Genomic DNA, 17,198 nt, shown 5'->3' with positions numbered 1-17,198 from the left:
TGGTCGCGTCCAGCCTAGGGCGGCGGCGCATCGTCCCCTTAAACCGAGAGGACTACGGCTCAGTCGGCTCGCCGGGCGCGCCGTCACCGTTGCCGGGCTCGACCGGCAGCGTCGGCTGCGGCTCGGGCTCAGCCGTCGGCTCGGGCTCCGGCGCGGGCGGGGCGGGGTTGACCGGCCGGGGCCTCGGCGCCGGGGCAGGCTCCGGATCCGGTTGAGGAGCAGGCTGCACCTGCCGCACAGGGACATCGACGGCCGCTTGGGCGTGCGCGGTCAGGGCTTCGAGCGCGTCGAGGGTCGTGCTGCTCGTCGTCGCGGTGAGGATGGCGAGAGCGGCGCTCGCGACGGCGGCGTCCGTCTCTTCGAGACCGGTGACGGCGACGCGAGCGTCGGCCACCTCGAGCAGCCGTCCGGCGAGCGCCGTCACGGTCTGATCGAGTGCATCCAGCCGCGCGGTGTCGAGCTCGGGCTCACCGACCGCTGCCTCCGCGCGCGCTTCGGCTTCGGCGACGGCTCCCTCGGTGAGGGGGCTGGGCGCAGGCGTCTCGGGCGTCGCGCGCTCCGCGAGGCACGCGGCAACGACGTCGGTGACATCGACGTAGCGCGCAGCGAGCTCGGCGTCCGCGTCAGTCGTGAAGCCAGGTGACAGCGACTCGATGGCTTCCACGCGGACCGACTCGAATTCGATGCGTGCAGCGCGCGGCAAGATCAGTGCTGCGTTCTCAACGACGGCGGCCGCCTCGAGCGCCGTCGCGGCGCGCACCTCGATCTGCACCGCGTCGACGATCCTCGCTTCGAGCTCGCACTCGGCCTGCGCGCGCGCAGAGTCGGCGGCGGCGATTGCCGCGAGCGCTGCGCGATAGCGGCCGTCCAGCACGCCGGACAAGCCGCCGGCGTCGCGAGCCTGTGCTGCCCGTTGGTCGTTCGCTATCGAGACCGCAGCGATCGAGCCGACCGCGAAGATTGCCGCAGCAGCTAGTCCGGCGATAGACCAACCCTGCTGCCTCTCGAGCGGCATGCGTTGACCCCCTTCGTGATCAGCAACGAACACCGCAACACTAGCCACTCCATCGCCGCTGCTACGAGGAGGGTGCCGCTTCACATGATGCATGCAGTCATGTCGAGCGCCCGGATCACGACGAGTTCACGAGAACCAGAACTCTCAGAGACTATTGATTCATAGTCCTTCCGAGCATGCTCGGCGACGTCAATCAGCAGAATCGAGCGCGTCGTGAAAGATCGGGGCGAAAAGACGGCTCGAAGTTGCGGTGAGATGGTGCTCATCGCGGTAGAAGATTGTATTGCCGATTATTGCAGGACAGGTGTCCGAGCAGAGATAGGGCACAATCGAAAGATATGACGCACCGGTCGCGGCCGCTACGCTGCGGTCTATTTCGGCCGCGCGCACGTCAACCGCGTCAGACAACGGCGAGCCACAGTCAAGAGCTTGTCGCGTCTCACGGGACAAGCAAGTGGCCGGATCGAAGTCATGCTCCGGGACGTCCCCGACAACCAGGACGCGTCGGCCGTCGCCCACCTCTTCGATCGTCCTAGTCAGCCCGGCTTCCCAGTCGGAAGATGACCCCAGGTAGAACGAGGTGAAATTCGCGAGGACAATGACATCCGGGTCAATATCCTGAAGTCTATTGAGGACGTCGGATCGCCAGGCGTCGCATGCGGGGTAGTCCGCCCCAGTGGGAAGCGTCACATCAACGCTTGCCGACGGGCAGCTGCTCTTCGTGTGGACAAGGAGCTGGATCTGGCCGCGCGTCGCGAGCTCGTTGAGTGCGGGGAACCAAGTAGCCGCGTGGGAGTCACCGAAGAGTGCTACGACAGGGGCGTCCGTGTTCGAGCCGTAAGAGCAATCTGCTGCGACCGCTCGAGTGACGTCCAGGTGACAGCCGTTCGCATAGATCTCGGCGACGTCGTCGTGGGTATCCGTCAGAGTCGGCGAAAGATTCAGCGGGACGTGCGGAGTCCCGACAGGATTGAGGTTTAGCACGGTCGTCGGCGCAGCAGGTCCAGCCTGCACGTCTGCTATGCGAGGCGACAGCGAGAGTGGCGCTGCGACGAGGGCGATGGCTGCGCCGACGCTCATCGCAGCTCCGAGCGCCCTGCGGTTCGAGCGGCCCCACCAGCCGCTCTCGCTTCGCCCCGGCTCTTCGACGAAGCGCCAGCAAAGCCATGCGAGTGGAACGCTGGCCAGCCCCAGTGTGAGAGTCGACCAGGTGGGCAAGGGGTTGTGCCACCCCACCGCGAGCTGGGGGATCAGCAGGATCGGCCAGTGCACAAGGTAAAGCGAGTACGAGATCTTGCCTAAGAACTGGAGCGGCCGAGTGGCTAGCAACATGCCCGGGCCGTTAGGTGAATCCGACGTTCCTGCCAGAATAAGCAGAGCCGTCGCAGCGGCGGGAAATGCTGCGTGCCACGACGGAAAGGGTGTCGTCGAAGTGAACACCAGGAAAACGAACACGAGTCCGAGGCACGCTAGCCACCCCGCGATTGTCCAGAGGCGGGAGCGCTTTGCCAGGGCTGGCCACTGCAGAACAGCAAGACCAACGATTGCGCCGAGGCCGAATTCCCAGGCTCTGGATGGCAACAAGAAGAACGCGAATGGTTGACGCCATTCCGTCATCCATACGCCGATCGCGAAAGAAGATAGAGTGACGAGAGCGACGGCGATCAGAAGCGTCCGAGGGGACCTGCCGGCGAACTTCGCCACAAGTAGTAGCAGGATGGGCCAAAGCAGGTAGAACTGTTCCTCTAGGCCGAGCGACCAATAGTGTTGGAATAGAGATGGGGCGTTTCCCGCCAGGTAGTCGGTTCCCTGTACCGCAAAAAGGATGTTCGGCATATATAGAGCAGTCGCGGCGGCATCCTGCAGCACCCCTTGACGGTCGAGTGGTGCGGTGACTAAGTAGCCGAGCACTACGGAAACGAGCAGGACGGTGATGGAGGCAGGCATAAGGCGTCGAACTCGACGCGCATAGAAATGGCGCAGTCGAAGAGACCGGTCCTTGATGCTTCCGGCGAGGTGCGTGGTGATCAGGAAGCCCGAAATGACGAAGAAGACGTCAACCCCCGCGTACCCGCCGCTCAACCCAGCCACGCCGGAGTGATAGGCGACAACAGCGACTACCGCGATCGCACGCAAACCTTGTATGTCGCTCCGGAACCGATTGGCGGAGCGGGCGCGGTGTCCTACGGCGTGTGGCACGGACGCGATGGGCGGGAACTGAGCAGCGCTAGAACGCGCGCGCGAGTTGGTCAAGGCTGTCGCTCCAGGGGGTGGAAGAAAGGGCGTGCTCACCGAAGTCAACGGTCTTGGAGATCCCCTGGCAAGAAGCATAGCGGTGAGGCAAAGATGCAGCGGTGCTGACCGGGCGCTCCGGTGTCTTCGCCGATACCGTTGGTGCATGCCGCTCCCAAGTCAGAGCTCGAGGACAACAGCGACGCGAAACGACGGGATCTTCCGCATCCTGACGGTTTGCTCCGGCAATCTGTGCCGCTCGCCCCAAGCCGAGCAACTCCTGCGCGCGCGGATCCCGAGGGCCTTTGAACGTACCGATATCCCGGCGCTGCGAGTCTCGAGCGCCGGGACGAAGGCGTTCGACGACGACCCGATGGACAAGTTCGCCCTCGCGGAAGCCATGCGCCTTGGTATCCCCGACAGTGCCGCTCACCGTGCGCGCCGCATGCGTGAGCCGCTCGTGGAGGAGGCGGATCTCGTCATCGGTATGGCGCGCGAGCACCGTGCAGCGGCGGCCAGCTTGGTGCCGCGCGCCAATCGACGCTCGTTCACGCTCATCGAGTTCGCCCGCATCGTAGAGGCGCTCGCGGCGGGCGGGGTCGAATCGTCGATCGCGCCTCTCAATGAGGACGGGTTCGCCGCCTTCATGCGCCGCGTCGTCGACGCAGCGGCTACCGTGCGCGGTTTGATGCCGACGCCCGAGTCGCCGGACGAGCTCGACGTTGAGGATCCTTACCGGCTCGAGCCTGAGGTGTACCGGCGCTCGGCCGACGCAGTAGACCGGCACGTGACTCGTATCGCATGGGGACTGCGCGCGCTCGCAGGCGGGCGCTGAGCGGGGCGCTACGTGTGACAGGATGTTTGCGGCGCACCGCATCTCTTTGGCGTGCCGCGATACGCACGGGGAGTCAAGTTGGAGCTGTCGGATTACATCCGGATCATCCGGAAATACTGGGTGCTCCTCGTCGCGGCGACCCTCGTTGGTGTCGGGGCCGGCGCTGTCGCCTCGCTGTTGCAGAAGCCGGTTTACTCCTCGTCGACGCAGGTGTTCGTGTCGCTGCAGGCCGGGGAGACGACTGCGGAGCTCGCGCAGGGAAACACCTTTACGCTGTCCCGCGTGGCGACCTATGCGAACCTCGTGGACTCGCAGCGTGTACTCGACGGCGTCATCGAGGCACTCGAACTCGAGGAGCCATATTCCTCGCTTGACCCGCGCGTCAGCGCGGCGACCGTTCCCGAGACCACCATCATCGAGATTTCGGCCACGGGCGACGATCCAGCTGAAGCGGCAGCGTTGGCCGATGCAACGGCAGCGAGTCTCTCCGAGACGGTCGCGGCAATCGAGGCCAGGCCAGACCAGACCAGCCCCGTGCAACTGGCGGTGGTGGAGCGTGCCTCAGTGCCGACATCGCCGATCAGTCCGCGCACGACCGTAAACATCGTGCTAGGCGGGCTCATCGGCCTCGCGCTCGCGGTGGGCTTCTCCCTCCTGCGTGAAGTTCTCGACACCCGGATCCGCAACGAGCGCGACGTGCGCGCGGTCACGGACGCTCCGATGCTTGGCGCAATCGCCTTCGACCCGAAGGCGAAGCAACGCCCGCTCATCGTGCACGTCGATCCGTTGAGCCCGCGCTCCGAATCGTTCCGCACGCTCCGCACGAACCTGCAGTTCATCGAGGTAGATGACGATTCCCGCTCGCTTGTCGTCACGTCTGCGACGCCAGGCGAAGGTAAGAGCACGACGACGGCCAACCTCGCCATCGCGATGGCCGACGCCGGTCAGACGGTCATATTGGTTGACGCCGATCTCCGCAAGCCCAAGGTCGCCGACTACATGAATATCGACGGCGGCGTAGGGCTCACCGACGTGCTCATCGGCCGGGCCGATCTCGTGGACGCGGTGCAGCAATGGGGCACGAAGTCGCTCTACGTGTTGCCGGCAGGACAGATCCCGCCAAACCCGTCTGAGCTCCTCGGATCCAAGGCCATGGCAACGTTGCTCAAGGAACTACAGGCGGAGTTCGACTGGGTCCTGTTCGACGCTCCGCCGCTGCTGCCCGTCACCGACGCCGCCGTGCTGTCCAAGCACGTCGAGAGCGTCGTACTCGTCGCGTCTGCCGGCAAGGCGACGAAGCACCAGCTCGAGACAGCCGTGCAGTTGCTCGACACCGTCGACTCGCAGGTCGGCGGAGTCGTGCTGACGATGGTCCCGACGCGCGGTGCCGATGCCTACGGCTATGGCCACTACGGATATGGCCACTACGGATACTCCGAGCGCAAGGAGCAGGAGCGGAAGGCGAAGCGCCTGGCGTTGCCCAAGGTGCGGTGATGTTCGCGCTGTTCGGGGATCGGGCGAACGGGCGCCGGCTGGCGCTCGGGGTGATCGCGATCGCCGTGCTCCTTGTCGTCGACGTGATCCTCATCGCTCTTGCGTTGCGAGCGCACGACGTGTTCGAGTCCACACCGCTGCCGACCGGATCGCAGCGACCACTGCCAGCATCCGAGTCGTCCTCGACCGAGCCGCAGCCGACGGAGTCTGGCGCGCCGACTGTCTCACGACTGCTCAGCGCTGTGTCTGGCACGGACGCATGGCGAGCGGAGTCGGGCGCTTGTGGTCAGCCGGGTGCCGTAGAGATGACGACTGACGCTGGGGAGACGTGGACGCCGAGCACCCTCGCGCTGGCTGGACCCGTACTGGCACTTGAACGAAACGCGGACGGCAGCCGCGGGTTCGTGGTTGTGGCGGATGCCGCGTGCGAGCCCACTGTGCAGCGAACGTTCTCGGGCGGGCTCGGGTGGGAGCTCGCGCCGGACCAAGCGCTGGGTAGCTATGTGACCGCGCAGGGCGTTGTGATGCTTGACGGTACGTCGATCGATGCTCCGTGCGAGGACCCGCAGGCGGTGACGGCCAGTGGGGGAGGCGTGGTGCTCTGCGCCGGCGTCGCTCAGGCTCGCACCTCCAGCGGTGGCTGGGTGCCTGTCGCGCAAGCGGTCACGGCAATCGGTCCCGCTGAGGGCGGCGTGGCCGTAGCGCTGCGTAGTGCGGAGGGATGCGAGGGCATGACCGTCGGCCTCATTCGCGCCGGCGCGCTGCAGTCCGCATGTACTGCGATCCCGATCGATTCCCCTGTCGCGGTGAGCGAGGGAGCGGCAGGCCAAGTGTGGGCCTGGGTCGGGGACGCGCTCGAAATTGTTGCGCTCTGAAGGCGCGCGACAGCGAATCTCGTGTCAGTCCGTCGCCTGCCCCTTGCCGAGGACGATCCGCGGGGTGCCCTTCCACCGCGCGGCGTCTGAGACGTTGCGCCCGTCGACAAGCAGCTTGATGCCCGGGAGGTCAGCCGGCGCTATCGTGCGGTAGTCGGCGTGATCGGTTTGGATGATAGCGAGATCCACGTCGTCGCCCACCGCGTAGGCCTCGAAACCGAGCCGAGACAGCTCTTCGTCGGAGTACATGGGATCGTGTACGCGCACCGAGGCTCCGGCATTCCGTAGCGCCTCCGCGGTGGCGAAGACGCCGGAGAACGCGGTCTCCTTGACGCCGCCGCGGTAGGCTGCGCCCAGAACCGCTGCTCGCATACCCTCGAGCCCGCCAAGCGTGGATGCCGCGCGGTCGACGAGGCGCTCAGGCATCGATGCGTTGAACTTGCGAGCGATGCGCACGATCTCGGCGTCCGCGTCGGTCGAAAGGTACAGTCGCGGGTACACCGGGATGCAGTGGCCGCCGACTGCGATCCCGGGCCGGTGGATGTGGCTGTACGGCTGTGAGTTGCACGCTTCGATCACCTGGTAGACGTCCACGCCGATCGAGTCGGCGTACACGGCGAACTGGTTCGCGAGGCCGATATTGACGTCACGATAGGTCGTCTCGGCGAGCTTCGCCATCTCGGCAGCTTCGGCACTGCCGAGATCCCACACGCCATTCGCTCGGGGAAGATCCGCGCGCTGATCGAACGAAAGGACCGCCTCGTAGAACTCGCGTGCGCGCTCCGCACCAGCGGCGGAGAGGCCGCCGATGAGCTTGGGGTAGCGGCGCAGATCTTGGAAGACGCGACCCGTGAGCACCCGTTCCGGAGAGAAGACGAGGTGGAAATCCTTGCCCTCGGTCAAGCCCGAGATCTCTTCGAGCATCGGCTTCCATCGCGTTCGCGTCGTGCCTACGGGCAGAGTTGTCTCGTAGGAAACGAGCGTGCCGGGTGTCAGGTGCTGCGCGAGCGACGTGGTCGCAGCGTCCATCCAGCCGAAGTCGGGTTCCCAGGAGGCGTCGTCAACGAACAGCGGCACCACGAGCACGATCGCGTCAGCATTCGGCACCCCGTCTGCGTAGTCCGTGGTCGCGCGAAGGCGGCCATCCGCAACCGCGGCTGCGAGCTTCTCCTGCAGTTGCGCCTCGCCGGGGAACGGCTCGACGCCGTCGTTGATCAGCGCAACGGCGCGCTGGTCAACGTCTATGCCGACGACCTCGTGGCCTGCATCGGCGAACTGTACGGCGAGGGGGAGGCCAATCTTCCCGAGGGCGATGACTGCGATGCGCATGCTACTTTAAGTTCTCTCGTGTCGTTTTTCAGTGCTGTTCGATGCAGACGGTCTCGCCGGTGCGGGCCGACTCCAGCGCCGCCTCGACGATCTCGAGGGTGTGGAGTCCTTGCTCCATGGTCACCACGTCGCTGTCCAACCCGAGGACCGCATCGCGGAATGCCTCGTGCTCGACGCGCAGCGGCTCTCGCTTCGCGAAGGCGAAGCGAGTGACGTCGCCTTCCGAGACTCCGCGGAATGACGAGATCGACTCCCATTCGACGTCGACCGTGCCGTTGGCGTAGAACGTGAGGTCGCCAGTCATGGTGTCTGCAACGAAGGTGCCTTTCTCGCCCGTGACGGTGGTCAGCCGTTCCTTCATGGGGCTCAGCCAGTTGACGACATGATTGACGTTGACTCCGTTCTTGAGCTTGCCGCTGACCAGCACCATGTCCTCATGCGGACGCCCTGATTTCATTGCGGTCTGGCCCGAGACCCGGGCGTATGAGCTACCCGCGATCCATGCCGTGAGGTCGATGTCGTGCGATGCCAGGTCTTTGCCGACTCCGACATCGGCGATGCGGGCGGGGAAGGGCCCTTGACGCCGTGTAGCTATCTGGTAGACGGACCCGAGTTCGCCGTTCTGGATCCGCTTGCGGAGCTGCTGAAGAGCAGGGTTGAAGCGCTCGATGTGCCCAACCGCACCGACCAGGCCCGCTGCTGCGAACGCATCGCGCATCCGCATCCCTGCTTCAACAGTGTGGGCGATGGGCTTCTCGACGAGCGCGTGCACGCCGGCGTCGGCTAGCCGTAGCGCGACCTCTTCGTGGAACTGTGTCGGAACCGCGACGACAGCCATATCAACGCCGAGCTCGATCAGCTCCTCGACTCCCGAGAGCACGGGAAGTCCGCTCCCGGCACCGTGTGGGTCACCCAGCGCGTCCGCTACGGCGACCAGCTGCACTCCCTCCAGCTCGCGCAACACGCGGGCATGATGCCTGCCCATCATGCCGAGTCCGATTAGGCCTGCCCGCAGCGCTGCCATCAGGCGCCAGCTCTAGCGACAACGTTAACCGCCTCCACGATGCGGTCTAGGTCGCCCTCAGTGAGCGACGGATGCACTGGAAGCGACAGCACCGTGGCCGCTGCCGTTTCGGTGTTAGGGAGATGCAGGCCTCTCGCGTACGGCGCGAGCGAGTCAAGGCGATGGTTCGGTATGGGATAGTAAACGCCGTTTCCGATCCCGTGCTCGTCGAGGAGCGCCCTTGAGAAACCGTCGCGATCGTCGTCGACGCGAACCGTGTACTGGTGATACACGTGCGTGGCACCCTCCGCCACCATCGGTGTTTGGACTCCGACAAGGTCACGGTCGAGGCGGGCCGCATTGGCCCGACGCTGCAGCGTCCACGCCGCCAGCTTCGTCAGCTGCACCCGTCCGATTGCAGCGTGGATGTCGGTCATGCGGGCGTTGAACCCGACTACCTCGTTCGCGTACTGGCGCTCCATGCCTTGGTTGCGGAGAAGTCGCACGGAGCGCGCCATCTCGTCGTTGTCGACGACGACCATGCCGCCCTCGCCGCTCGTCATGTTCTTCGTAGGGTAGAGGCTGAACATCGCGAAGGTACCGAACGTCCCGACCGGTTGGCCTCCTAGGCTTGCTCCGTGTGCTTGGGCGGCATCTTCGAACAGCATCAGCCCGTGGCGCTGCGCGATCGATTGAAGCTCTCGAACGCGTGCCGGGTGTCCATAGAGGTGCACCGGCATGATGGCCTTAGTGCGCGCCGTGATCGCGGCTTCGACGGCCTCTGGATCCAATGAGAACGTATCGAGCTCAATATCGGCGAAAACAGGTGTCGCACCGGTGAGCGCCACCGAGTTGCCAGTCGCGGCGAAGGTGAACGAGGGCACTATCACTTCGTCGCCCGGTCCAACCCCGGCTGCGAGGAGGCCGAGGTGTAGACCGGCGGTCCCGGAGTTGACCGCGACGGATGCGCGACCCCTCACGAGCGCGGCGCCGAACTCTGCCTCAAACGAAGCGACCTCAGGCCCCTGTGCGATCATGCCAGAGCGCATGACCCGGTCGACGGCTTCGCGTTCCTCGTCTCCGACGATCGGCCTTGCTGCTGGGATCAAGTCAGGCACGTGAGAGTACTCCTTCGGTCTCGATGAACTCGTCGCTAGTCACGGGGCACACGTAAAGGTCGCCGCGCCGTTCGAGCTTGCGGCCCGCCGGCCCTACCCAGCCAACTTGTCGCGCGGGCACACCAGCAACGAGAGCGAAGTCCGGCACATCGCGCGTGACGACCGCGCCGGCCGCCACGGTAGCCCAGGCGCCGACTGTCACCGGCGCGACGCACACGGCACGGGCACCGATCGCGGCGCCCCGCTTCACAAGCACGCCGACCGCCGTCCAATCGGTCGCGGCTTTTGCTGATCCGTCCGCATTTATTGCCCTCGGGTGCAAGTCGTTGGTGAGGACGGCGCCAGGGCCAATAAACACGCCGTCTTGCAGCTCGGCAGGCTCGTAGACGAGTGCGAGGTTTTGGATCTTGCAGCGGTCTCCGACGACCACGCCGCTCCCCACGTAAGCGGATCGGCCGACCACGCACTCGCGGCCGATCTGCGCATACTCCCGAACTTGCGCAAGGTGCCAGACCGTGGTGCCCTCACCGAGGACGGCTCGTTCATCAACGTCTGCGCTTGGAAGCACCCGCGCGGGAGGTAGTGGCTGCATCTGTTCTACTCTAGACGCTGGGCGCTGTCGCGCTGCCTCCGATCCCGCAGGAGCGGGCGGTGCTTCGCGAGTGCAGTTCGTCGCCCGAGTGAGGGCCCTGAATGCTTGAGCCACGCGACGAAATCGATGCAGCGAAGATGGAGGCTGAGCATGGCGCGACTACGACTCGGCAGTGCGGGTCGAGGTTTCGCCTTTGTGCTCTCAGGCGGGCTTGCGGCGCAGGTGGTCGCTCTCGCTGCGTTGCCGTTTCTGTCAAGACTGTACTCGCCGGACGACTTCGGCTTCCTGGCGGTCGTCCTCGCCTTGACCACGCTAGTAGCGCCGGCTGCCACGCTTCGATTCGAGACCGCTGCGATGCTCCCCGACGACGACGAGCGTGTTCGAGCACTCGTTTGGAACGCGCTCCTCGCGGTGACGATCATTGCGTCACTGTATGGATTCGTCCTCCTTGCCATTCCAGATGTTTTCGCGGCTGACTATGCAGGATCGCGCGCGATTCCAATGCTGACAGCGTTATCAGTGGTGCTGGCCGGAGCGTTCGCAGTCCTAAGCCAATTGGCGCTTCGCAAGCAGGAATACGGTCTTGTCGCCAAGCGGACATTGTGGCGGGCAATCGCCACAGCTGGTGTCCAGCTCGCGCTAGCGTTCACACCGGCGAGCACCTACGGACTGGTGGCGGGCACCGTAGCCGGTAGTGCTGCCGGGCTTGGGTCACTCATTCCGCGCACACGCGAGTATCTTCGCCTTCCGAGGCTCTCGAGTCTGGGTCGGGTCTGGCGAGAGTACTGGCGCTTCCCGGTGATGTTTGCGCCATCCGCGCTCCTAAATGCGCTGGGACTGCAGCTCCCTCTCTTGTTTCTCACCTTCTGGTTCGGGCTCGAGGCAGGGGGGCAACTCGGCATGGCTGAGCGCGTCGTCGTTTTGCCTCTTGCGCTCGTTGGGGCGGCCCTTAGTCAAGTGATCGACGCCGAGATTTCAAAGCGAATCCGAGACGGTAATGCGCCGCTTCTGCCTGGATATCTACGCCTGAGTGCTCTGCTCGGTGGACTGGGTGCGTTGGTGGCGGTGGGCTTCGGCCTGCTAGGCGGCGCAGTCATCCCATGGATCCTGGGGGAGCAATGGAGGACCGCGGGGGTCATCGTTCAGGTGCTTGCAGTCACGTCAGGGGTACGGCTGCTCGCGAGCCCATTGACCCGCTACTTGCTCCTGCTCCAGGAATCGGCTGCGAATGCGATCATTGACGCGCTGAGGGTCGGTCTCATGGCTCTTGCAGTCGTCGCGGTAGCGACGCTCGACCTGGAGCTAGTGCCCGCAGTGTGGGCGGTGTACTCGAGTCTCACGATTACCTACGCACTCACGTGGCTGCTGGGCTTTTCGCTAGTCCGCCGACGTGATGCGCGTCAGGCGACAGGCGACGACGACGCTTAATGGCGGTGCTAGCGACTCAGAATTGCACGGATCGCGTACTTCGCTGCGTGGCCGTCGCCGTACGGCGCGCGCGTCGTCTCCACTGGACGGGCGCGGCATGCGCCCGCGACGATCTCCTCCTCGGTGTTGGCAAGAACGTTCCAGCCAGTTTCCACAGTCTCTCGCCATTCGGTTTCAGTCCGAACCGTTGTGCAAGGAACTCTCAGTAGGAAGGCTTCCTTCTGCAGTCCTCCTGAATCGGTGATAACGCCGGCACTGTGCTGGACCGCAGAGACGAGATCTGGATAAGCTAGCGGTGCGTGTACAATCACTGCGCCTTCATCCAGCACGATGTTGTGCTCGGTAGCCTTGGATAGGAGGCGCGGATGCGCCAGTAGAACCACGGGCTTGTCGAGTGATGCGAGCGCACTTAGGATCAAGCGGAGCCGGGATGGATTGTCCGTGTTCTCCGCTCGGTGTATGGTCGCTACGTAGTGGTCGCCTGGCGTCGCGCCGATCGAAGCGTTCAACGAGGAGGGCTTGTTCAACTGTCCGTCTCGCACGTGCAATAGGACGTCGGTCATAACATCGCCAACGAGAACCGAACGGGCTGCCAGGCCCTCCCGCTCAAGGTTCTGCATCGCTAGCTGAGTCGGCGCCAGGAGTAAATCCGAGGCGTGGTCTGTCAGAACACGATTGTGTTCCTCCGGCATCCTGCGGTTGAAACTGCGAAGCCCAGCTTCCAAGTGGGCAACTGGGATGTGCATCTTCACCGCGCTTAACGCGGCCGCGAGCGTAGAGTTGGTGTCCCCGTACACCAGAACCCAATCCGGTTCTTGCGCGGTGAGTACGCCATCCATGCGCTCAAGCATGCGGCCGGTTTGGTAGCCGTGTGATCCGCTCCCTATGCCCAGGTGCACGTCCGGCGCTGGAATGTCCAGATCCTCGAAGAACACGTCCGACAGCAACGGGTCGTAGTGCTGTCCGGTATGAACGATCGCGTGCTCCACACCGGCGACTGCAGCGGCATGAGCGATCGGGGCGAGTTTCACGAACTGGGGGCGTGCGCCCACGACGCTAACGATCTTCATGTGCTCACTCTACCGCCGGGTCTTGTTGGTGCCCCCAGTCGAGCATGGGCTGCCGCGCCCGCGAGTGGCTTCCCGGGGGCGCCGCGCCGCCCCCGCTACGCTGGGCCTAGCGGTTGAGGCCAACGGCCCGAACCCTCTTGCTGCTTCTAGGGAGTACGTTTGCGCATTCTGCTCGTTTGTCCGTTTTTTCCGCCTGAGAATGCGATCGCTGCGTTGCGAATCGCCAAGTTCGCTGAGCACTGGGCTGACGCGGGGCACGAAGTTCAGGTTGTCGCTAGGGAACCGGTCACTGTGGGATCCACGTTCTCCCCCCGCCCTGACGTCGTGGTGCATCGAATTGCCGACCCCCTGGCCGCCGCGTCCCGAGCTTCACTCGACGCGTCTACACGTCCATCAGGAACAAGTGGACGTTGGGTTCGTCGAACTAAGTCAGTGGTGAAGCGGCTGGTGTGGCCAGATGTCTTCTTCCCCTGGGCAGTTCGCGCCTATCGAAAGCATCGGGCGCTGGCGGAGTTCGACATCGTGGTCGCAAGTGTCGGTCCGTTCAGTGCATTGCTCCTCGGCGCCGCGATCGCTCGAGCGCGCGACGCGGCGCTCGTCGTCGACTACCGGGATCTGCTAGCGACGGGACCCTACTATGAGCACGGTCCGGTGCGGCGTTTCATCGATACCTGGGTCGAGGAACGGCTCGTCACGCGGGCCGCGTTGCTCGCCGGGGTAAGTGCGCCTATGGTCGGCGACTTGGAGTCGAAGTTTGGCGTCCCGTCGGTCACCGTGATGAATGGCTTCGAACCGCGCGAGTTCGAGACCTTCTCCTATGAGCCGTCCGGCACCGCCCTGCGGATCGTCTACTGCGGCGCCATCTACCCAGGGCGGCGCGATCCTTCGGCGTTGTTCGAAGCGATCCGAATCCTCCAAGAGGAGGACGCAGGGGTTCATGTGCGAGTTGATTTCTACGGCCGAAACCTCGACGAGGTTTCGTTGGCCGCGGCCCGTTACGGGGTCGAGGAAAGCGTCTTCGTGCATGGTCAGGTCGAGCATGCCGAATCGCTAAGGCTCCAGGCGGAAGCTGATCTCCTGCTTCTTCTGCTCTGGAACGACCCCCGGGAGGCCGGCGTCCTCAGCGGGAAATTGTTCGAGTACATCGGAGCGAGACGACCGGTCCTAATGCTGGGTCTCGAGACCGGCGCGGCTGCCCACCTGGTACGAGCTCACCAGCTTGGACTGGTCAGCAACGAAGCGCGCCTGATCGCCGCCTATTTGCGAGAGCGCGCGTCCGAGAAAGCTACGACTGGCTGCGTGGTCGCCCCGCCCGCAACTGCGTCTGAGCAATTCACGCGACTGGCTCAAAGCGATCGTTTCCGAGAGGCGCTTGAAGCGCTTTAGCGGTGGATGCGCTCGTTCCATGAGCGCTCAGGTCGCGGCGATGCGCGGCGGTTGCCGACGAGACAGGGCTGATGCCACCAGCAGCATCCCAAGGAAAAACCAGAACATTCGAGCATTGTTGAGCGACAGGGAGATCGAACCGACTAAGAAAACGAAGGTCATGTCTCGCAGCACGAGCGTATCGCTCGAAGGAGATTCCTTCCAGCCGTCGGAAGAGGCGCGCGCGAGGACGAGGAACAGCCACGCGAAGAACACCACGGCGAGTAGTAAGCCCCATTCCGCTGCCATCTGTAGATATGTGTTGTGCGCGAGAGTGCCGCGGCCGAAGAGCTCTGTGCTCACCTTGGAGTACGACCCCGCCCCTACGCCAAGAATCGGCGACGCCTGTACGATTTCGATGCTTGATGCCCACGTATCGAACCGTCCGGAACCATCCTCCGCGATGGCCCCAATAGGGTCTTCGAGGAGGACAATGACCCGGCTCAGTTGCGGTATTGCTTCGACGAAGCTTCGCACCAGGTCCGTCACGGCCGCAAGTATGGGTTGCCAGAACATTGCCAAGGCTAGCGCTCCTGCAGTTAGCAGTACTGCCGCCGCCTTATTGCGTGCGCGAAAACTCAGTTCGATCGCGAAGAGCAGGAAGAAGACCACAAGTACGATAAGGCCAGTCTTTGAACCAGAAAGCAAGATTGCGAGCCCGAGGATCGCTATCGCCGCGATTCGGATCCTGGCAGGGAACGCTGCCGAGCGCGCAAAATAGGCAACTGCCGCTGCTGAGAGAACCGCCCAATAGTTCGGATCGACCATCAGTCCCTTGTAGCGAACGCCAGCGTAGTAGGTAGCGTCGCCCAAGATGCGGATACCGCTCGCCTCCATCGCTATCCCGAGAGCTGCTACTACGACCGCCCCAACGGCGAACCACTTAAGAGCCTCAGTGTGGATGCCCGCGAGGGCGAGGCTTACTCCGCACGCGAGATACGCGAAGCAGACGGCAAGCTTGACAAGGTCGGCAATGATCGCGGTCGCATCCGGTACCACGCCGAACGTTGAAGGTGTGATGAAGGTGGCGGCGAGCGTAGTGCTGCCTGCTAAGAAGCAGAAGAAGATGGCAACTGCGCGCGGGACGAACAGCGTCCCGGATAGCGCCAAGGCGGTTATGAGGAGGATGAGGAATGGATCGGCGGCAGATAGATTGATGCCGGCGACTACTGCGGAATGATTGAGCGCCAAGCCCGTGAGCATCGCCAACACAACCAGCCCGGCGGCCGGGGCGCGCTTAGTGTCAGCGTGCAGGAACGACGTCGAGGTCAGCCCGACCATACCCCGGGGCCTTCCCGAATATCATCCGTCGAGTCGCCTGTCCCTCCGGCGCTGGAGGGTGCCGGATCCTCGGCCAGATGCTCGAGGTGCTCGACGTACCGCTGGCGCACTGCGGATGATTCGAATTGCGACGCGACCAAGGAGTACGCAGCGCTTGTCAGTTTTTCGCGTAACTCCGGGCTATCGACCAGCCGAACTATGTTCTCAGCGAACGTGGTTGCGTCGTCGATGTTGCCGATGAGGCCGGTTCTTTCGTGCGATACCAGGTCCACGATGCCCGTGGCGCGAGTCGCCACGACGGGAATCCGAGAAGCGAAAGCCTCTAAGACGACCGTAGGTAGGCCTTCGCGGCGGCTAGGCAAGCAGAACACCGTGCCGACGCCCAGGTACGGCGCGACGTCCTGGACCTGGCCCACTAGGGTCACGCGATGCCCATCAACGGATCCTCCGCTGGCATGGCTCGCCGCGTGTTCATCGTCCACTGGCCCTACGAGCAGTACGTGCAGTGGCCCGACGCAAGCCGCTGAGGCCCGGGTGGCGCGAAGCAGGACGTCAACCCCCTTGTCGCGCGCGAGTCGGCCGACGTACACGATGACGGTCTCGTCGATTCTGATGTCGTGTCGCAGTCGTACTGCAGCAATCGCGTTCGCATCGGATGCGCGCTCGGCCAACTCGATTACCGGAACGCCGTTGGGACTGCCGGCGCCAAGGACCGCGATCTTCTCCGGGCGGACCACCCGCGCCCGGGTAGCCGCTGTGGCGAGCGATGGGCCGACCGCGATCACTCGAGTCGCGAAGAGAGTCGTCAGTCGCTCGAGCACCCCGAGTGCGACGCGAGCGATGCCGCTTGCGCCTTCCAGGCGCAGTCCGTGTAGTTCATACAGGCGGTGCGGGACGCCAGCGAACCTTGCGGCCATGTTGCCCACCAAACCCGCTTTCGGAGTACCGAGCAAGGTAACAGCTGGTCGAATCTTCTTCAGGACCGCCACCCATTCGAGAAGCGCCCGCAGATCTGCGACGAGCTTCGGGCTGCGCGCCATCGCGATCGGATGGGTGTGGATGTTTGGGGCGTCACCGTAGCGAGCGAGCCACGGTCCCGGAGAGCTGATTAGGTGCACCTCCCAGCCGCGCTCCGCAAGCAGCTCAGGTAACCCGTCGTGGTAGCGGAGTTGAAAGTCAACTGTGACCCCGAGCGCGATGCGCTTCGCGCGGAGAGAAGCGCGGCTGCCGGAACGGCGCCTGACGCTGGATCGGTCATGGATCATGCTTGGGGCTTTCGCAGCCGGCTCCCGAACACGCACCGGTTCGCCTCGGACAGTGCTGTCGCCTGCGGCCATTGATCAGTCACGGTGTCTCCTAATCGCTTCCGCGGTCGATGAGCGCCGCTTACGCAGCGGACGAGGAGTGGCGGTCTGTCGGTCTGAGCGCGCAGAGCTTCAAGAGCGCCCCCCTTATGAGGAACCGCGAGGCTCTTGAGCGCGCGAACGCCGTGCCTGCGCCG

The 17,198-nt window shown here is 64.4% G+C and carries 14 protein-coding genes; 5 read left to right on the top strand and 9 right to left on the bottom strand.

All coding sequences use genetic code 11. The features are described from left to right. Positions 1 to 52: 52 nt before the first annotated feature. Both JQT67_RS04785 and JQT67_RS04780 read right to left on the bottom strand, forming a co-directional pair. Positions 53 to 1,015, bottom strand: a complete 963-nt coding sequence (locus tag JQT67_RS04785; protein ID WP_208063742.1) for a hypothetical protein — start codon at positions 1,013 to 1,015, stop codon at positions 53 to 55. Between the two features lie 189 nt (positions 1,016 to 1,204). Further along, positions 1,205 to 3,346 carry an acyltransferase family protein gene (locus tag JQT67_RS04780; RefSeq protein WP_243755656.1) on the bottom strand — a complete coding sequence of 714 codons (2,142 nt, stop codon included), beginning with the start codon at positions 3,344 to 3,346 and terminating at the stop codon, positions 1,205 to 1,207. Positions 3,347 to 3,413: 67 nt separating this feature from the next. Between JQT67_RS04780 and JQT67_RS04775 the strand changes: the two genes are divergently transcribed. The 3 genes from JQT67_RS04775 (at position 3,414) to JQT67_RS04765 (ending at position 6,451) form a co-directional block, all read left to right on the top strand. After that, a complete protein-coding gene (locus JQT67_RS04775; protein ID WP_208063740.1) occupies positions 3,414 to 4,082 on the top strand; it encodes a hypothetical protein in 669 nt (222 codons plus the stop codon). A gap of 78 nt (positions 4,083 to 4,160) precedes the next feature. Next, positions 4,161 to 5,576 carry a polysaccharide biosynthesis tyrosine autokinase gene (locus JQT67_RS04770; protein WP_208063739.1) on the top strand — a complete coding sequence of 472 codons (1,416 nt, stop codon included), beginning with the start codon at positions 4,161 to 4,163 and terminating at the stop codon, positions 5,574 to 5,576. Further along, positions 5,576 to 6,451, top strand: a complete 876-nt coding sequence (locus tag JQT67_RS04765) for a hypothetical protein (RefSeq protein WP_208063738.1) — start codon at positions 5,576 to 5,578, stop codon at positions 6,449 to 6,451. The genes JQT67_RS04770 and JQT67_RS04765 overlap by 1 nt, the downstream gene beginning before the upstream one ends. 24 nt (positions 6,452 to 6,475) lie before the next feature. Here the strand turns inward: JQT67_RS04765 and JQT67_RS04760 are convergent, their stop codons facing one another. The 4 genes from JQT67_RS04760 to JQT67_RS04745 are packed head-to-tail and all read right to left on the bottom strand — an operon-like array spanning position 6,476 to position 10,493. After that, positions 6,476 to 7,780: a nucleotide sugar dehydrogenase gene (locus tag JQT67_RS04760; protein WP_208063737.1), complete on the bottom strand. Its 1,305-nt coding sequence runs from the start codon at positions 7,778 to 7,780 to the stop codon at positions 6,476 to 6,478. A 28-nt stretch (positions 7,781 to 7,808) separates the two neighbouring features. Continuing rightward, positions 7,809 to 8,804 (bottom strand): Gfo/Idh/MocA family protein, encoded by a 996-nt coding sequence (locus JQT67_RS04755; protein WP_208063736.1) that lies wholly within the window; start codon positions 8,802 to 8,804, stop codon positions 7,809 to 7,811. Continuing rightward, positions 8,804 to 9,901: a DegT/DnrJ/EryC1/StrS aminotransferase family protein gene (locus JQT67_RS04750; RefSeq protein WP_208063735.1), complete on the bottom strand. Its 1,098-nt coding sequence runs from the start codon at positions 9,899 to 9,901 to the stop codon at positions 8,804 to 8,806. The genes JQT67_RS04755 and JQT67_RS04750 overlap by 1 nt, the downstream gene beginning before the upstream one ends. Next, positions 9,894 to 10,493 carry an acyltransferase gene (locus JQT67_RS04745; RefSeq protein ID WP_208063734.1) on the bottom strand — a complete coding sequence of 200 codons (600 nt, stop codon included), beginning with the start codon at positions 10,491 to 10,493 and terminating at the stop codon, positions 9,894 to 9,896. Before JQT67_RS04745 ends, JQT67_RS04750 begins: the two co-directional genes overlap by 8 nt. 150 nt (positions 10,494 to 10,643) lie before the next feature. On the opposite strand from JQT67_RS04745, the gene JQT67_RS04740 reads away from it, so the two are divergent. Beyond that, complete coding sequence (locus JQT67_RS04740) at positions 10,644 to 11,921, top strand: oligosaccharide flippase family protein (RefSeq protein WP_208063733.1); 1,278 nt, start codon at positions 10,644 to 10,646, stop codon at positions 11,919 to 11,921. An 8-nt stretch (positions 11,922 to 11,929) separates the two neighbouring features. Here JQT67_RS04740 and wecB read toward each other — a convergent pair whose 3' ends face one another. After that, positions 11,930 to 12,991: a non-hydrolyzing UDP-N-acetylglucosamine 2-epimerase gene (wecB, locus tag JQT67_RS04735; RefSeq protein WP_208063732.1), complete on the bottom strand. Its 1,062-nt coding sequence runs from the start codon at positions 12,989 to 12,991 to the stop codon at positions 11,930 to 11,932. A gap of 159 nt (positions 12,992 to 13,150) precedes the next feature. Here wecB and JQT67_RS04730 point away from each other — a divergent pair, with 159 nt between their 5' ends. Continuing rightward, positions 13,151 to 14,377, top strand: a complete 1,227-nt coding sequence (locus JQT67_RS04730) for a glycosyltransferase (protein ID WP_208063731.1) — start codon at positions 13,151 to 13,153, stop codon at positions 14,375 to 14,377. Positions 14,378 to 14,404: 27 nt separating this feature from the next. On the opposite strand, the gene JQT67_RS04725 is transcribed toward JQT67_RS04730, so the two are convergent. Both JQT67_RS04725 and JQT67_RS04720 read right to left on the bottom strand, forming a co-directional pair. Then, positions 14,405 to 15,697 carry an O-antigen ligase gene (locus tag JQT67_RS04725; RefSeq protein ID WP_208063730.1) on the bottom strand — a complete coding sequence of 431 codons (1,293 nt, stop codon included), beginning with the start codon at positions 15,695 to 15,697 and terminating at the stop codon, positions 14,405 to 14,407. After that, entirely contained in the window at positions 15,685 to 16,962 is a 1,278-nt protein-coding gene (locus JQT67_RS04720) for a glycosyltransferase (RefSeq protein WP_208063729.1), read from the bottom strand. Before JQT67_RS04720 ends, JQT67_RS04725 begins: the two co-directional genes overlap by 13 nt. Positions 16,963 to 17,198: the final 236 nt, after the last annotated feature.

This window comes from Agrococcus sp. TF02-05 (genome assembly GCF_017565345.1).
GTDB lineage: Bacteria > Actinomycetota > Actinomycetes > Actinomycetales > Microbacteriaceae > Agrococcus > Agrococcus pavilionensis.
The sequence above is the reverse complement of the archived record's forward strand: the minus strand, read 5'-3'. Positions and strand labels throughout refer to the sequence as shown.